Annotated in this window: 16 protein-coding genes; 8 read left to right on the top strand and 8 right to left on the bottom strand. The window is 46.4% G+C overall.

Translation table 11 applies throughout. The annotated features are described in order from the left end of the window. Window positions 1–2: 2 nt before the first annotated feature. The gene (locus CLV59_RS16010; protein WP_111593071.1) at window positions 3–509 is read left to right on the top strand and encodes a YdeI/OmpD-associated family protein; all 507 of its coding nucleotides are present in this window, start codon (window positions 3–5) and stop codon (window positions 507–509) included. Window positions 510–522: 13 nt separating this feature from the next. Then, window positions 523–1,143 (top strand): hypothetical protein, encoded by a 621-nt coding sequence (locus CLV59_RS16005; protein WP_111593070.1) that lies wholly within the window; start codon window positions 523–525, stop codon window positions 1,141–1,143. On the opposite strand, the gene CLV59_RS16000 is transcribed toward CLV59_RS16005, so the two are convergent. Beyond that, the gene (locus CLV59_RS16000) at window positions 1,138–1,983 is read right to left on the bottom strand and encodes an AraC family transcriptional regulator (protein ID WP_111593069.1); all 846 of its coding nucleotides are present in this window, start codon (window positions 1,981–1,983) and stop codon (window positions 1,138–1,140) included. The genes CLV59_RS16005 and CLV59_RS16000 overlap by 6 nt on opposite strands. A gap of 81 nt (window positions 1,984–2,064) precedes the next feature. Between CLV59_RS16000 and CLV59_RS15995 the strand changes: the two genes are divergently transcribed. After that, window positions 2,065–3,261, top strand: coding sequence for an MFS transporter (locus tag CLV59_RS15995; RefSeq protein WP_111593068.1), 1,197 nt, complete (start codon window positions 2,065–2,067; stop codon window positions 3,259–3,261). 25 nt (window positions 3,262–3,286) lie between these two features. On the opposite strand, the gene CLV59_RS15990 is transcribed toward CLV59_RS15995, so the two are convergent. The 4 genes from CLV59_RS15990 to CLV59_RS15975 form a co-directional block, all read right to left on the bottom strand. Continuing rightward, complete coding sequence (locus tag CLV59_RS15990) at window positions 3,287–3,643, bottom strand: cupin domain-containing protein (RefSeq protein ID WP_111593067.1); 357 nt, start codon at window positions 3,641–3,643, stop codon at window positions 3,287–3,289. Window positions 3,644–3,654: 11 nt separating this feature from the next. Then, window positions 3,655–4,074 carry a DoxX protein gene (locus CLV59_RS15985; RefSeq protein WP_111593066.1) on the bottom strand — a complete coding sequence of 140 codons (420 nt, stop codon included), beginning with the start codon at window positions 4,072–4,074 and terminating at the stop codon, window positions 3,655–3,657. An 85-nt stretch (window positions 4,075–4,159) separates the two neighbouring features. After that, entirely contained in the window at window positions 4,160–4,951 is a 792-nt protein-coding gene (locus tag CLV59_RS15980; protein ID WP_111593065.1) for a helix-turn-helix domain-containing protein, read from the bottom strand. Between the two features lie 14 nt (window positions 4,952–4,965). Further along, a complete protein-coding gene (locus tag CLV59_RS15975) occupies window positions 4,966–5,988 on the bottom strand; it encodes a metallophosphoesterase family protein (RefSeq protein ID WP_111593064.1) in 1,023 nt (340 codons plus the stop codon). Window positions 5,989–6,240: 252 nt separating this feature from the next. Here CLV59_RS15975 and CLV59_RS15970 point away from each other — a divergent pair, with 252 nt between their 5' ends. Next, the gene (locus tag CLV59_RS15970) at window positions 6,241–9,603 is read left to right on the top strand and encodes a M60 family metallopeptidase (protein ID WP_111593063.1); all 3,363 of its coding nucleotides are present in this window, start codon (window positions 6,241–6,243) and stop codon (window positions 9,601–9,603) included. Window positions 9,604–9,654: 51 nt separating this feature from the next. On the opposite strand, the gene CLV59_RS15965 is transcribed toward CLV59_RS15970, so the two are convergent. Further along, window positions 9,655–10,170, bottom strand: coding sequence for a class I SAM-dependent methyltransferase (locus CLV59_RS15965; RefSeq protein ID WP_111593062.1), 516 nt, complete (start codon window positions 10,168–10,170; stop codon window positions 9,655–9,657). A 72-nt stretch (window positions 10,171–10,242) separates the two neighbouring features. Here CLV59_RS15965 and CLV59_RS15960 point away from each other — a divergent pair, with 72 nt between their 5' ends. After that, on the top strand, window positions 10,243–11,547 hold the full coding sequence (locus tag CLV59_RS15960; RefSeq protein WP_111593061.1) for a hypothetical protein: 1,305 nt from the start codon (window positions 10,243–10,245) through the stop codon (window positions 11,545–11,547). Between the two features lie 127 nt (window positions 11,548–11,674). Here the strand turns inward: CLV59_RS15960 and CLV59_RS15955 are convergent, their stop codons facing one another. Beyond that, window positions 11,675–12,391, bottom strand: coding sequence for a type 1 glutamine amidotransferase domain-containing protein (locus CLV59_RS15955; protein ID WP_211323909.1), 717 nt, complete (start codon window positions 12,389–12,391; stop codon window positions 11,675–11,677). A gap of 162 nt (window positions 12,392–12,553) precedes the next feature. Beyond that, a complete protein-coding gene (locus tag CLV59_RS15950; RefSeq protein ID WP_245950882.1) occupies window positions 12,554–13,030 on the bottom strand; it encodes a Crp/Fnr family transcriptional regulator in 477 nt (158 codons plus the stop codon). A 173-nt stretch (window positions 13,031–13,203) separates the two neighbouring features. Between CLV59_RS15950 and CLV59_RS15945 the strand changes: the two genes are divergently transcribed. From CLV59_RS15945 to CLV59_RS15935, 3 genes are all read left to right on the top strand, one after another. Continuing rightward, a complete protein-coding gene (locus CLV59_RS15945; RefSeq protein ID WP_111593058.1) occupies window positions 13,204–14,157 on the top strand; it encodes a DUF5996 family protein in 954 nt (317 codons plus the stop codon). 78 nt (window positions 14,158–14,235) lie between these two features. Beyond that, on the top strand, window positions 14,236–15,198 hold the full coding sequence (locus CLV59_RS15940; RefSeq protein ID WP_111593057.1) for a bifunctional helix-turn-helix transcriptional regulator/GNAT family N-acetyltransferase: 963 nt from the start codon (window positions 14,236–14,238) through the stop codon (window positions 15,196–15,198). Window positions 15,199–15,374: 176 nt separating this feature from the next. Next, the gene (locus CLV59_RS15935; protein WP_111593056.1) at window positions 15,375–16,064 is read left to right on the top strand and encodes an aspartyl/asparaginyl beta-hydroxylase domain-containing protein; all 690 of its coding nucleotides are present in this window, start codon (window positions 15,375–15,377) and stop codon (window positions 16,062–16,064) included. Window positions 16,065–16,066: the final 2 nt, after the last annotated feature.

Here is a 16,066-nt window from a genome sequence, read left to right as displayed (position 1 = left end):
ACATGGCTGAACAAAAGAAAATGCCCCTGATAGATAAAAAAGTACTCCTGGAAAAAATGGAGGTGAAAGGAGGCTGGACATTCATCCGCTTGCCGGAGATTCCTAAAAATACGCAGGCTTATTTTGGAATACGCAAAGTGTATGGTACGATTGATGAACATACCCTGGATACTTTCTCTCTGATGCCTAATAAAGGCGGACTAATGATGATGGCCGTGAACGCTGCTATCAGAAAGGCTATCAAGAAGCAAGCCGGCGATACGGTACACCTGGTATTATTTGATAGCGAACCTGCCGCAGCAGAAGTGATACCGGAAGATTTTATGGAATGTTTGCAGGATGAACCTGCCGCCTGGAAAGCGTTTCAAGCGATGAAAAAAGAAGAACAACAAGAGTGCATCGCCTGGGTGCTGGAAATTACCGTCACAGAGGCGCGCATCCAACGCATGGCAGATACCATCAATCACCTGGCTGCCGGCCGCACTTATCTGGGAACGAAGAAATCTTAGCACATTAGTCAGTATGAACACACACTGGAAGTACATCGCAACAGCAACGGCATTTCAGGAACTATACGGTCATTTCTATGCCAACGAAGCGGAAATGAAAGCCGGATACGCCAAATATGTTCTCCAACGTAACCAGGAAGTACGGATGGCCGAACACTGGCAGATCGCGTCTCCCCAACATCTGCAAAAAACAGGCGTCCGCTTTTATCATAACTATTTTAATATCCGCCCCGAAATCCCCGGACAGATCTACTGGCTCATCCGGCCAGATAAAGATCCCGCCAGTTGGGGTAGTTTAGTGCCTAACGCTAACGGGTATACGCTACAAACAGGATGGTGCAGGTTAATCGATAATAAATTCACAGTATCCCTCCCCAAAACGGCAGGAGATCATTGTTGTCAGGCATTCGCCACTGTGATCAATAATGCCATAGCACCCATACCAGGACCCGCTAAAATGGAAGGTACAAAGTATGACCTCGGCAGTTGCCTGGATGGGGAAATACGTCTGGTAACGAAACGCGCTCCGGAAGCAGATTCCCAGCCGGGAAAAATCGTGCGGATGATCACCTTACTAATGGACTATAGCGCATCCGGTAATAGCGATATATTGCAGACAGTAATCACTTTATAGGGCATTGCTGCTATTGCGGATATCTTTAGGATTCTGACCACCATACTTTTTTACGAATTTATTGAAATGACTTACATCTGTAAACCCAAAGTCATGGCTGATTTCCTTCAGCAGATCGCGACTGTGTTTTAACCTGGCCTGGATCAATTTGAATTTATATTGAGAAATATATTCCTTTAAAGAAATTCCCATCTCGCGCCGGAATAACATCCCTATATAGCTGGCGGATAAATGGAACTTCCCGGAAATAAAAGTACTACTCAGCGCTTCGGGCGACTGTATATATTCATGGATATGGTGCATGATGCCTATTGAAAGATGATCCGCGGTAAGCCCCGTTCCATCGGAATCTCCGAAGATATTCCGCTTAAGGATTACCAGTATTCCCCGTAGTAAATGCACCATTAGTTCATTGGCCTGGTTGTCAGCATCTTCCCATTCCCGGACAATCATGCGGAACAATTGTTCCACCTTTCTCCATTCTTTTTTGATCAGGATGATGGCAGACACTTCTTCATTGTTTACAATCAGTTCATCCATCAGCAAGTTCCAGTCGCGCCGCTCTTTACTTTCCACATCCCCACTCAGATAGATCGGCAGGAATTTTATAACACTAAACTCCGTCTGTTCCTGTACCACAAATTTATGCTGATCCTGTGGCGCCAGCAGGAACAAGGCTTTTCCGCTATAAGGTGTGCGGGCATTATTCAATATATGTATCCCTTTGCCGGAATGTATGAATACCAGCTCATAGTGGTTATGGTTATGCGTAGGAAAGGGCCATTGCCCTGTAGTGAAATGCCGAATGAAAATCGGGTCAAACTGCACAAAACGCTCCATAATCGTTTTTTACAAATTTACAATCAAATATTACAAAATGGCCCCACTCGTAGCAACTAGTTTTGCAAATAAAAAAAGACAATGGAATTAGCGCTTGAACGGAAAGCTGCATGGGGAATACCTGTGATGGCGGCATCGGCGGGAATCATCGTAGCCAACCTCTACTATAATCAACCTATCCTGCATAATATAGCACAATCCATTCATGCTTCGGAAAGCAGTATCGGCAAAATGTCTATGATGGCTCAACTGGGATATGGGCTCGGCATGTTATTCCTGGTACCGCTGGGGGACAAAATGAATAGAAAAAACCTCATCATTAGTACCTGCATACTATTAGCGGTTACATTGCTGCTCACCGCCACCGCACACTCTGCAAACGCCTTGCTGGCCCTGAGTTTCTTCACCGGATTATTTTCTACGCCGGCACAAATAATATTACCCATGGCGGCAGCACTGGGAAAAGAGAACAGGGGAAAAACAGTAGGGAAGGTATATAGCGGCATACTCACCGGCATCCTCGGATCAAGGGTATTGAGTGGGATCATCACGAGCTACTGGGGGTGGCAGTATGTATTTGTCATATCAGCTGTTTTAGTAGTATTTGCAATATTGTTGCTGAGCGTATACCTGCCGGAAGTCCCTCCCAAATTCAAAGGAAACTACTTCAAATTACTTGGCTCCACCCTGGGATTAATAAAGGAATACCGCATACTACGACAGGCAGCCATTCTAGGTGCATTTACCTTTGGCGTTTTCTGCTCTTTCTGGACTACGCTTACTTTCCACTTAAGCACAGCTCCGTTGAATTATAGTACTGCGAGTATCGGTCTGTTTGGATTGGTGGCCATTGGTGGCGCTTTGGTAGCGCCAGTTTTCGGGAAGATAGCCGATAGAGGAAATGTTTTCAGGGGACTGTATCTTTCTGTGGCTATGATGGCAGGAAGTATTCTGTTACTAAAAATGTTTCCTTTCTCCGCAACAGCGCTAATTGCTGGCATCTTCTTCCTGGATATTGGCGTACAGGCTACACAGATCACTAACTTTACCCGCATCTACGCATTGAATGAACATGCCCATAGCAGATTAAATACGGTATATATGACTACGTATTTCATCGGCGCTGCTATTGGTACTGGGTTCGGCCTTATGAGCTGGAAGATGGGTGGCTGGAATATGGCTACCTGGCAAATGCTTATCTGGAGCCTTATCGCGCTGATGATAGTATTCATCTCCCAACGCAACAGCAGGAACAATACTTCCATTATACCGGAATAAAAACCGGCATAATGGAAGATGCCAGTTAAGGCAATATTTCTACTTCCTCTGGTACAACAAACAGTAAAGTGGCGCCATTTGGACTATACACAGCATGTTTGAATCCGGGAGGAGTATACAAATAATCCCCTTCCTGCAAAAGCGCACCTTCCACTATGGCCTCTCCATGCAATACGAAGATTTCTTCTCCAGCCGGATGGTGATGGTAAGGATATTTCGCGCCAGCCTCAAATTTTAAGAGAATCGTCTTAGAACGGCCACTGGCCTCATCATAGCGTAACGACTTTACAAAAATACCTGTATAGTGGATACCTTTTTCTACTAATGGTTCCCAGGCGGTGTGCCGACTTTTAGTAATGTAAGAATGAATATCTGTTTTCATAATCTATATTTTTAATGCTGCAATAAATAATCAAGGCTCCAACGGTAAGTAGGAAGTGAAGACAATAAGAACGCGCCTGCGCTGAAAGCCAGGACGGAGTAATCCAGCACTTCCTTCCATCCGGAAGAATAGGCCATGGCTAATGCGAATAATAGGGTAAGTATACCGGCTACCAGCGCTGTAATATTGGTTTTGTATCCCAGTAGTAACAGGCATCCCAGTAAGGTTTCCAATATTGTTGTGATAATGGCAATGGTGGGAATGGCTGCCATCGGCATAAATGAGTTAACCTGTGCGGTATAATGCAGAAAGGCATGCCATCCGGAAGATTGTTTCCCCCAAAGGCCGGTCCTGCTGGCCACAGCAGAAAGAAAACCTCCGGCTAATGCCAGTCTTAGTAAGAGTGATGTAAATGCAGTATTGGTGATCATATGCTGGTATTATGTTTTACCAGCACAAAGTTGAGACAAACAGGAGGGGGAAAGAATAGAGAATCCTGTAAAACAGATGTAATATTTAGGAAAGGCCATTCACTTCCCGGAAGTGTTTTGGGGATACCTGGGTTTGTTTCTTGAAGAAATTGGAAAAGTAATAGGGATCATTGAATCCCAGTTTATAGGCGACTTCTTTAATCGTCAGGTCGCCATACAGCAACAATCTTTTGGCTTCGGCGGTAACAAGGCCATAGATGACGTTCTGCGCGGTTTTCCCGGCATGAAGGCGGGCTTGTTCATTCAGTTTGGCTTCTGTTGTTTGCAACATGCGGGCAAATTCTGCCACATTGTAATCATGCCCGAAATGATGGCGTACCGCTTCCAGAAAGCGCAGAAAGAGGGCAGAGGGTTTCCAGATTTCATCTCCACGGTCCACCTTTGCGCGGTTGATAGTCACCAGCAGTAATACAATTCTACTGTGGATGCTGGTCAGATATTGATAAGGCTGGGTGGTCAGTTCTGAGCGTATCAGTGCCAGCTGCTCCTGCATTACGGTAGCAGGAACAGCTATCACTTCATTTTGATCAAAATGGCAGAACAAACCATTATGAAAAATCAACTCAATATCCTGGTCATCCTTACAGAAAAAGTCGAGCGTAAATTCCAGCACATATCCCTCCGCGCCAGGTGCGGGTTCCAGGTGATGATACTGCCCTGAGGTAATAGTAATCGCATCCTGTGCCCGTAAGGAATAACTGTTCCCGTCTATATGGGCTACTATCTGTTTGTTGGTGCAATATACCATCACATATCGCATCACCCTGCGTGGGGTAGCGGCTTCCTGTAACTGCCCGAATGTTCGGATATCTATCATACCTTAAAGATAAATTATTCCGGGAAGGTTAAGATATCGGTCTGTAATGCTGCGGCCAGTTTCAGTACTTTCTCCGGTGTTTGGAGGGATTGTTCCAAATCACTCACTTTCAGATTGCTGGCTGCTGCTTTATACAGGAATACTTTGAAAAAATACTGATTCGCTTCTTCCACAAAATTCCTGCTTTCATCCGCCTGCATACTGGCCGCAAATTGTTCGATCGCGTTGGCTAAAGTCTGAAAGGTCTGCGGGAGCGCTTCCATCCATTGCTGTATCTTATCTAGTATCTGTCTCGCTTCTGGCTCTTGCAGATAATCCAGTTTCTTCAGCTGATGACGGATTGCTTTAAACTCCAGCTGCTTCCAGTTTTTGGAGTGTAACACAGGCAGCTGCCATTTTTTTTGTTCGGCCCGCCAATGATCTGCTAATCCTTCCACCTGGTGGATTTTCATACCGGGTAACTCAATGGCTGTAAGTCGCAGACCATGGCAACAGCCAGTATCAATGCCCCAGCAATGGCCTGTGGTCTCTACTTCATCCACTACCCGATGACCAAAAATAACCGGTTTCTCCCCGGTATAATGGTGCATCCACTGCATCGCGTCTCCATATGTCTTTTCCAACTGCTTCTCGCCGGATATAGTGCCGCAAAGCACTTCTTCCCGCTGCTCGCTCAAAGGAATGCCATCTAACAGGGAAGCATGTACGATAATCGCTTCCGCTGTCTCATAATAGTAAGGCAGCCCTTTTAACCATTCCAGGAAATCAGGATAAGCAGCGCCAAACTGCAATTTTACAATCTCCTGCGAATAAGAGAGAATTCCTGTCAAATGTTTTCGCTCATGGTTGCCCATTAAAACCACTGTATTCGGGCGTTCCCGCAGGTATTGGTAAACTTCCGGGGACTTATTGCCTCTGTCAACTATGTCGCCCAGTGCAATCAGCAGGTCTTGGGGTTGCAGGTTAACTTTCTCTAATAATAACATGAGTTCGTCGTAACATCCATGGATGTCTCCAACGATAATCGTTCGATTCATAGGTTTTACATTTTAATTTTAGGAAAATCCGGCCGCTTGATGTTGGTTGTAGTATGGATTAACAAACATGACATTTTGGGTATGCCGGTATTTTCACGGATGCAAATATCTGAATTTTCCTGGAAATTTCACCCCATGAATCAATCTTCCCGTGTCTATGATCAGTTTGACCGGTAACCAAAGCCACGTTGGTGCTTATTTTTAAGATACACAGTGCACATTACTGCCTTAACTCAAAATAGAACCACGAACATGAAAAAATTTACACACTTGCTGGCATTGCTGGCGTTTCTTGCCATTCAACAGCTATCCGCCGCGCCCATTCCGATGATGCGTTATACTACGCCGGTCGACAGCGGGAAGCCTTTTCATATGATTACCAGGAATATCTGGGAACTGACACAGATTCCCAGTACTGCCAAGGAAACAGGGCGACTCAAAACCTCCCTCCAGGTGGCCGATTTTGAACCGGTGGGGCTACGGGCATCTGCCAATGTACCGCTGCTCCTGAACGTGGAACAAATCAGCGGAACAGGCCTCCCCAAATTAATCATGGGTACCTATGACCGTCAAACGGTTACCACTTACAACTTAACCGCTGGCCTGAATACCATTACAAATGCCAACGGAGGAGATCTCTACCTGCAATACTCCTCCAATGATCCCTCTGATAATAACCGCGTAAAGGTCACCTTCCAAAGCGGTTACAATCAGATGCCATTATATATTCTCGGCGCTACCACAAATAGCGACTGGCTGAATATGTTGTCGGCAGATACGATTTCACCAAATGCGACCCTGGTTTCCAATCGTTTATTCGTTGTCGTTAGTAGAACAAAGGCGGCAGAATATCGCAATGAAAACCAGGATACCTTGCTGCGCTTACTGGATCAGGTCATGCAGGCGGAAGGCGATATCAGTGGCCTGGACAACAGTACGCCGGTACATGCTCCCTTCCTGAAAAATAAACTGATGCTGCTGGAGAAAGCCAGTGGCAACCCAGATGCTACCTCGATGGGTCGAGTACGCATTCCTACGGGAAGTATCAACTGGATACTCGCACCTTCGTATATCCTTAACAGTGGGGGATGGGGCATCTTCCATGAAATAGGCCACCACCATCAACACTGGAGCTGGATCTGGTCTACCTGTATTGAGGTCGGCGTTAATATATACTCTCTGGCAGCCAAACGCGCTATCCATCCGGGAGAGCCGGGTATCGGGGCATCAGATTGGAATACCATCTTCGCATACCTGGCCTTGCCAGACGGCAGCAGGAATTTCAATGCCAGCAGTACCGCGCTCTTCACCCGACTCGGTATGTTCCACCAGTTATGGCTGGCCTATGGCGATGAATTCTATCATACCCTGCATAAACGGAGTCGCGATGAAGCGCCTTCTCCAGTAGGCGATGAGCAGGAGATGCGACTTTTTATGCTCTATGCTTCCCAGATCAGCGGCGATAATCTCAGCCAGTTTTTCCGCAAATGGGGCTTCAATGTAAGCGAATCTATTTATGCAGAAGTGGCGGCACTCGGACTTCCAAACCCGGTCGTAGATCCGTCTTTACTCCGCGATGATATTGTCACAAGTATTCAAACGCCTGCCTCAGACGCAGTATACGCCGCAGGAGATACTGTATTTATCGCCGCTGCTGCCAACGGTCCTGGCAAAGTGACGAAAGTGGAATTCTTTCAGAATAGTACCAAGCTGGGAGAAGATACGACTGCGCCTTATACTTTTAACTGGATCAACGCAGCTCCCGGGCACTACGCTCTCACCACCGTGGCCACTATTCAAGGTGGCGCTACGGCTGCTTCTTCTCCGGTAAACATCACGATGAATGCGATTAGTATAACGAGCCCCCTGGATGGCGCCGCCTTCGTGAAAAACGCACCGGTTCCTGTTTCTATACGCGTGGCATCGCAAGGTAGTCCCGTACAGCGAATAGATTATTACCTGGATAACGTTCTGGCGGGAACCGCTACTACAGCGCCTTACAACATTTCCATCGTACCGGGAGAAGGCCCTCATAACCTGACGGCGAAAGTGACCTGGCAGAATGGCGATACTGCTTCGTCTGCATCTGTTGGTATGATTACCGGAGGTGCGTTCCCGTTAGCAGACGCGTTTGTTAGAGATGCCAGCTATGCCGGGATCAACTACGGTACCGCCTCTACGCTGGTGGTGAAAAAAGATGGTAACAGCGGCTATAGCAGGATTTCCTATATTAAATTTGACCTGAAAGCGCTGGGTAACGTGAACACCGCTAAGCTAAGACTCAATATAGTAGGCGCTGGTACAGCCATCACTGGCACTCAATGGCAGGTGTGGAAAGCAGATGATGACAGCTGGACGGAAACAGGTATCAACTGGAACAATAAACCTGCTGCTGTAACACAAGTGGCCAGTGTACAAGGTAAAAAAACGGGTTATGTGGAATGGGATATCACCAACCAGGTAATCCAGGAAATGACGGGCGATAAAATCCTGTCACTGGTGATACAGTCTTCCGTTTCCGGTCAAACCAACGATGCTACTTTCTCTGCCAGAGAAAACGCCGACGCCACTATCCGCCCGGTGCTCCTCGTGTATCCGGACAGTATTCCGCCTGCTATCACCACGCCTGATACGATTCACGCCCTTAACGATACCGGTCGTACTACAGCTACTGTGCAGTTGACGCCGCCTGCAGCAACAGACAAGAGTGGTATCGCCAGTATTACCTCCGATGCGCCAGCGGCATTCCCTGCTGGAACTACGCTGGTAACCTGGTCTGTGACGGACAGTGCAGGGAATACGGCAGTTGCCCAACAAGCGGTGATCGTCAGTTTGCGCAAAAGTAAATTCGGACCTGTCACCATATATGCCGGTACTACCAATAATTCCAGTATAGGGAGACGCGCAGACCTCCGCGCTGAACTCTTCCTCAATGGTCAGCTGGTGGGCTCCGGCAATTTACCGGATCAACTGCTCCAGGGTAATTCCCTGCAATCGGCTACCCGATTCACTATTCCACTGTTATCCGACAGTATCGCATACACGCCGGAAGATCAACTCCAACTGCGTATCTCAGCCCGTAAATCCGGCCCTAATGGTACTTACGGCATCCGACTTTACTACAATACCAACCCGGAAAATACTAACGGTAACGGATATAGTAAAATGGAACAATATACTCCAGCCGGCCCCGGGGGTAACAACTTCAGCCTGACAACTCCGTATCTCCTGACAACCACTGGCGGACAAAATACCCAGCAGGTAATGATCACACTGGGGAACGATTTCCGTGAAATAGCCACCTGGTCTACCTTAGAAGTGCCAGCTGCCTATGGTGATAACGCTATCGACTATACGGAAAAATCAACCCCTGGTTTACTCATTGCAACAACTTATCCTAATCCAAGTACAACGGATTTTGTGATTTCACTGCAAAGTAATCAGCAGGCGCCAGTGACGATAACGGTAATGGACTTTTTCGGCAGAACAGTGAAGCAATTGAAATTTGCTTCTGGAGCGCAAATCCGCTTTGGTAATGACCTGGAAGCAGGCATTTATTTCGCGGTGATCGCACAGGAAAACAGAACAACTTTTGTTAAACTCATCAAACGTTAACGATAAACCATGCACGCGAAAAGGGTGACTGCTAGCGGCAGTCGCCCTTTTTTATCTGCGGTAGGCAGCCGCATACATCTTACCGGATCTGTAAACAGAAGGTCGGTCGCCCAGATAGGTTGATTGTGCAAAGCCCACCCTATGCAGTAACCGGGTTAATTCCTGAAAGGGAATAGGATAAGGGACCCAGGGATTGGCTTGTTGGGTTTCATACTCCACAAATATAAAGACCGCCTCAGGTCGCATTTGTGTGGCGAGTTGGCGTAACAGCGCCTCTTTGTTGGATACATAATGCAGGGAATTGGCCATTAGTATTCCTGACAATTCATCCAGCAGAAGCGGGTCTTGTTCAAAATCCTGTTGCTTGGTTATCACTTGAATGCCCAACGGAATCGGATATACGATTTTTTCCGGCGATGCGCGGTCTATGGCATAAATAGTGCTGCCAGCAGGTAATAGCTGTGCCAGCGCTGCACTGAATAATCCGCTGCCGGCGCCCAGATCGGCCCAGGTGCCGCCTGGCAAACCGGATTGGGTAATCAATGAGGTAGCTTCCGATAAATTCATATGGTAATTTACAAAGAATCAGAAAGATAGCGGAGATCTCTTCCTAATGGATAATTTATTATTTTGTGAGGGATGAAGACGTTTACCTTTAGATTTCATAACCCGAAGAATGTACTGCTGTACCTGTTGCTCATGATCCTTGGTCCGGTGCTGGCACTGGTAATAATAATGGCAATGAACATTACCTCGTTGGCTCCTTTCCTGGCAGCTATCTTGCTGCCATTGGGCGGAGGAATGTACTTGATGTTCGTGAAAGGAAAAGCAAAAGATACCATTGACCTGGATAATGCTGGCCTTACATCCGAATTTTATGGCCGGATTAATTTCGACGATATAGAACAGATAATAGACCTCCCATGGTATCAGCGTAATCCGCCCTCCATGAGTCTGCGCCTGAAATCAGGGAAGAAGGTACGTTGGAATGTGACATACCGAAGCAATGTTTTTAACAATGAGCAGGATGCCATCACCTTTTCCGAGTTCACAGCGGCCCTGCAAAGAAGGCTGGATTCCCGTTATGCCAGGAAGCTGCAACAGCGTGAACCTGTCACGGCAGAAGATCCGGCTATTCAATTAAAAAGAGAAGAAACAAAGAATAGCAAGATGGCCTACTGGACAGTTCCTCTCGGTTTCATCTTTGCCCTGGCTTCCCTCATCAAAGCATGTGGAAAGGACTGGATCAAAGATCGTGGTCCGAACTTCAGCAAGTTTACGGAAATGCAAGAAAAAAAGTTTGATGGAAATATCCGAATTGCCAAGTCCATGGTAGATTCTATGTCTGTCGCACAAGGTGAAGTGTACCTGTACAGCAATGATAGCAGCGCTACTATCAAGCTGCTCCCCAATTTATCCGTGAATGAACCCACCGGAATAAAATTATTCGAACTCACTGCCAATAATGAAGAACTGGATAAGTTTATTGAGCACCCGGATTCCTTTGAACTGAAAATGTTAATTGTTGGGAGCGACAGTATCATAAAGAGTATGAATAAAAGTATGATGAATTATGGAGACAGCGCATCATCGAACCTCTATATCCGTTGCTATGATCCGAAGCATTTGCTGGCTCCTCCAGGCAGCAGACGCAACGAACCACTCGATTCTGCCACCGCACGGCCTTTTGATGTAACAACCGCCATCGCCTTATACGATACGCTGAAGCCAGGTAAAGCCATTGGAGAAGCCTATCCAGGCATGAAAATAATGCTGGCACAGGTGAAACACAGTTCGTCATTTCGTGTATACCTCGCCGGTAGAAAGCAGGATGGTATTTCAGCGCAGCTCTTTCAAAACAGCGTGTATGCCCTCAATAAACAATTTGCAGCCGTAGGAGTAGATACCTCCAAATTTGTGAAACACACTTTCTTTGAAAAATAAATCAATAAATAAGAATTATCGCGGCCCTGCCCACCGGGCAGGGCCGACGAAAAAATATAAGAAAAATGGTTGACGTCGCAGACGTCAACCATTTTTCTTATAAACAACTTATGTAATTAAAAATAATCTATTTAGCAATCACTTGCTGCAACAGCTTCTCTGCCACAGCAACAGAAGATGCCGGATTTTGGCCGGTAATCAGGAGTCCATCCTGAATAGCAAATGACTGCCAGTCGGGTCCCTTCTGATAATGCCCGCCTTTGGCCTTCAGCATATCTTCCAGCAGGAAAGGCACCACATGGGTGAGTTTAACCCCTGCTTCCTCACTGTTGCTAAAGCCCGTTACATTCTTACCTTTTATTACGAGCGCGCCATTACTGTCCACTACATGTTGTAATGCTACAGGCGCATGGCATACCAGCGCTGCGGGTTTTTTACTATCGAGGAAGGTGGCAATCAGCGCGGCGGAGGTTTTATCCTCTGCCAGATCCCACATCGGACCGTGGCCGCCAGGATAGAATACCGCATCATAATCTCCTGCTTTTACAGTAGACAGCGCCACAGTATGCGCAAGCCTGTCCTGTGTAGCAGGATCGCTGTAAAACCTTTTGGTAGCTTCCGTTTGCGCATTGGGGTCTGTGCTCTTGGGATCAATAGGAGCAGCGCCGCCGGCAGGAGAAGCAATCGTGATGTCTACTCCTTTATCATGCAGAAAATAATACGGTGCGGCAAATTCTTCGATCCAGATACCCGTTTTTTCACCGGTATTGCCGAGGTCGGAATGGGAAGTTACTACGAAGAGTATTTTCTTACCCGCACCCTGATTGGTATTGCTTGTGTTCATTTGTGAAAAACCTTTTAATGCTGAAAGGATAATAATGGTATTTAACACTAACCTTGATAGGAAGTTCATTGCTGATCTTTATTTTTATGACAACAAAGATCCGTCAGCGCTGGCTTTCAGCACAGGAGGTAAGTCACATTGTGCATGTGACCTATATCACATTTATTTGTTTTTGGAGTAGAGGCGACTGAGCGTTTCCCTGCTAACGCCAAGGAATGCCGCCAGGTCTTGTTTAGGTACTACCTGGAATAAATCAGGATATTGCTGTAATAGCTGCTCATAGCGCTCTTTGGCACTTCCGGTGAGCATAGATAATATACGACGTTGTAATCCGATATAGCCATAAGCATTCTTGATGCGGAAGAAATGTTCCATCTTATGCATCTCCGCACAAAGCCTCTCTTTGTCTTCCCGGGTGATACACAATACCTGTGTGGGTACCACCGCTTCTAAAAACATACTGGACGGACTTTGTGTAACCAGGGCCTGGTAATCGCTTATCCACCAGTCAGGCAACGCAAACTGCATAATATGACTTCTATCCTCACTATCCAGCACATACGATTTCAGACATCCTTTTACCACAAAATATTCCTGGGTAACAGGATCTCCTTCCTGTAACAGGAATTGCTTTTTCATAATGCGCCTGCTGCGAAAGAACTGTAAGATGTATTGAAATTCTTTATCAGTAAGAGTAATTAACTTTTCAAAATGATCCCGTAGAAATTGCATAGTCGCACATTTGAATGCGTTGTAAAGATAGGTATAAACCATCAGCGGGCTCGTTTGTTAAAGGTTAAAAAGAAATAGTTATGGCACAAAACCAAGCCTGGCCTGTATTGAATTATACTGCCTGGAAAGACACCCTGGCCACCCTGCATCTCTGGACACAGATCGTCGGTAAGATCAGGCTACGAAAAATGCCCTGGCTGAATCATTCCTGGCATGTTACCTTGTATGTAAATCCCGAAGGTTTTGGAACCGGCAGTATGCCCTACCAGCACGGTATTTTTAGTATTGACTTCAACTTTGTGGAGCATGAGCTGGTAGTGATTACCAGTGAGGGCGGAAAAGAAAAGATCCCTTTGCAAGCTATGACAGTGGCCGATTTCTACCATAAATTATTTGATATTATCGGGAAACTGGATATTGATGTGAAAATTACAGACATGCCCAGCGAAATTCCGGCAGCAATTCCATTTCCCACAGATACCGTGCATCAGAGCTACAACCCGGCGCAAGTGGAAGATTTCTGGCAGGCAATGGTACGCGTTCATTCGGTGTTTACCCGCTTTCGCACCGGCTTCATCGGAAAAGCGAGCCCTGTTCATTTTTTCTGGGGCGCATTCGATATGGCTGTTACCCGGTTCTCTGGAAGACAAGCGCCGGAACATAACGGACAAATGCCCAATATGCCTAAACTAGTGATGCAAGAGGCCTACTCCCATGAAGTAAGCTCCTGTGGCTTTTGGCTGGGCAGCGATCAATACCCGCATGCCGTTTTCTATTCATATGCTTACCCCGTTCCGGCCGATTTTTCCCAACAGCCGGTAAAACCCGCCGCTGCTTTCTTTAGCCCGGAAATGGGGGAGTTCATGCTGAATTATGAGGATGTCCAGCAAAGTGACGACCCTGCGGCTACTCTCCATGATTTCCTGCAAACTACCTACGAAGCCGCTGCCAATACGGCCAACTGGGACCGCCAGCAACTGGAATGCGATCTGTCCCATTATGAAAATACCTACGGCTGTTACAGAGAGACCTGAATCTCGCTAAAAAAATATTTTGGATGAAATGATTTTCTGATATACATTTACGTAACTAGTTACGAAATTACATACAAAATGGAAAATTTCTTTGATCATATTGGCAAAATGGCCATAGGTAGCAGGTTACGGTTTCTGACAGATAAAATCACAGAAGATGCCTCACAGATATATTCCCTGTTTGGAGTAGAACTGCAGCCCAAATGGTGGCCTGTATTTTATGTTCTCTCCCAGCGAGAAGAGGAGACGATAACAGTCATTGCCCGTGAAATAGGCCATAGCCATGTTTCTGTTAGTAAAATCGTTAAGGAGATGATCAAAAAAGGGCTGGTGAAGGAAAAGAAAGATAAGGAAGACGGACGCCGTACCTTGGTAAGCCTTACCGCTAAAGGAAAAGAAACAGCAGAGAAAATTCAGGACCAATACGAAGACGTCAACAGCGCCATTGAGGAACTGATGTCGCAAACAAGACACGACCTTTGGAAAGCTATCGGCGAATGGGAATACCTGCTGGAACAGCGTTCCCTCCTGCGCCGCGTACAAGAGCAGAAGAAATTAAGAGAAAGCAAGGAGGTCCGGATTGTGCCCTATACGCCGGCATATCAAAAAGCATTCAGAGACCTCAACGAAGAATGGATCAGCCACTGGTTCAAAATGGAAGAAGCAGATTACAAAGCGCTGGATAACCCACAGGGTTACATTCTCGACAAAGGAGGACATATCCTGGTGGCGCTTCTCCATGGTCAGCCTGTTGGCGTTTGCGCACTAATTAAAATGAAAGATCCTGAATATGATTATGAACTGGCAAAGATGGCGGTATCGCCGGCTGCGCGAGGTAAGAACATAGGTTGGCTGCTGGGCAACGCCATCGCAGAAAAAGCAAAGGCATTAGGCGCTAAGAAAATTTACCTCGAAAGCAATACCATTCTGAAACCTGCTATCAGTCTGTATGAAAAGCTAGGTTTCCGGAAAGTGGCAGCCCGCCATTCTCCCTATGAACGCGCTAATATTCAGATGGAATTGATATTAAAAAATCAATAGGAATAAGATAGACCGCATAGCGGCATAAGCAGCAAAGTCGAAAGATGTATACCAGGTTGATTGTTCAGATAATATGTTATGTTGATTGTTAAATAATATGTTATTGGTATAATTTTATCATCTTTGCTGCTTATACTGCATTGCGGCCATTACTGGCAGCCAAATACATCCTATCTATGAAGGGAAATAATATTATCCGACTGCCATTCCATTTTGATATAGCCAAGCTGCAGGCAGACCTGAAAAGTTGTGAAGAAGCCAGCTGGCAGCTGCATTTCAATACCCGTGATTATGATGGAGAATGGACGGCCGTCGCGCTTCGCTCCGGAACCGGCCATGATGCAGATATCTACGCACATCCTACAGATAATTACCAGAACACCGCATTATTAGATGCCTGCCCTTATTTCCAGGAAGTCATCCATACTTTTAAATGTCGAATGGATGGCATCCGGCTGCTTAAACTGGAACGCGGCAGCGTCATCAAACCGCATCGAGATATGGATGCTGCCTACGAAGATGGTTTTGTACGTATACACATCCCCGTTATAACGCATCCAGATGTCATATTCATGGTAGGCGGGCAACGGGTGGATATGCAGGAAGGACAGTGCTGGTATGCCAACTTCAGCGAAGTACACAGCGTAGAGAATTTTAGTCCGGTCGACAGGGTACATCTGGTCATCGATGCGCATCGCAACGAATGGACTGATACGCTCTTCCAGCAGGCAGGATACGATTTTCAGGCGGAGAAAGTGGCCGCTAAACTGGACCGCGGCACTACGCTCCAGGTAATCGCAGAACTCGAACGCAACAACAATCCAGCCAATGAGGCCTTAATCGCTCAATTGAAAGCTTCCCTTTAATC

It is taken from the genome of Chitinophaga dinghuensis (assembly GCF_003259435.1).
Classification (GTDB): domain Bacteria; phylum Bacteroidota; class Bacteroidia; order Chitinophagales; family Chitinophagaceae; genus Chitinophaga; species Chitinophaga dinghuensis.
Note: the sequence above shows the minus strand (reverse complement) of the source record. Positions and strands in the feature narration are given on the sequence as shown.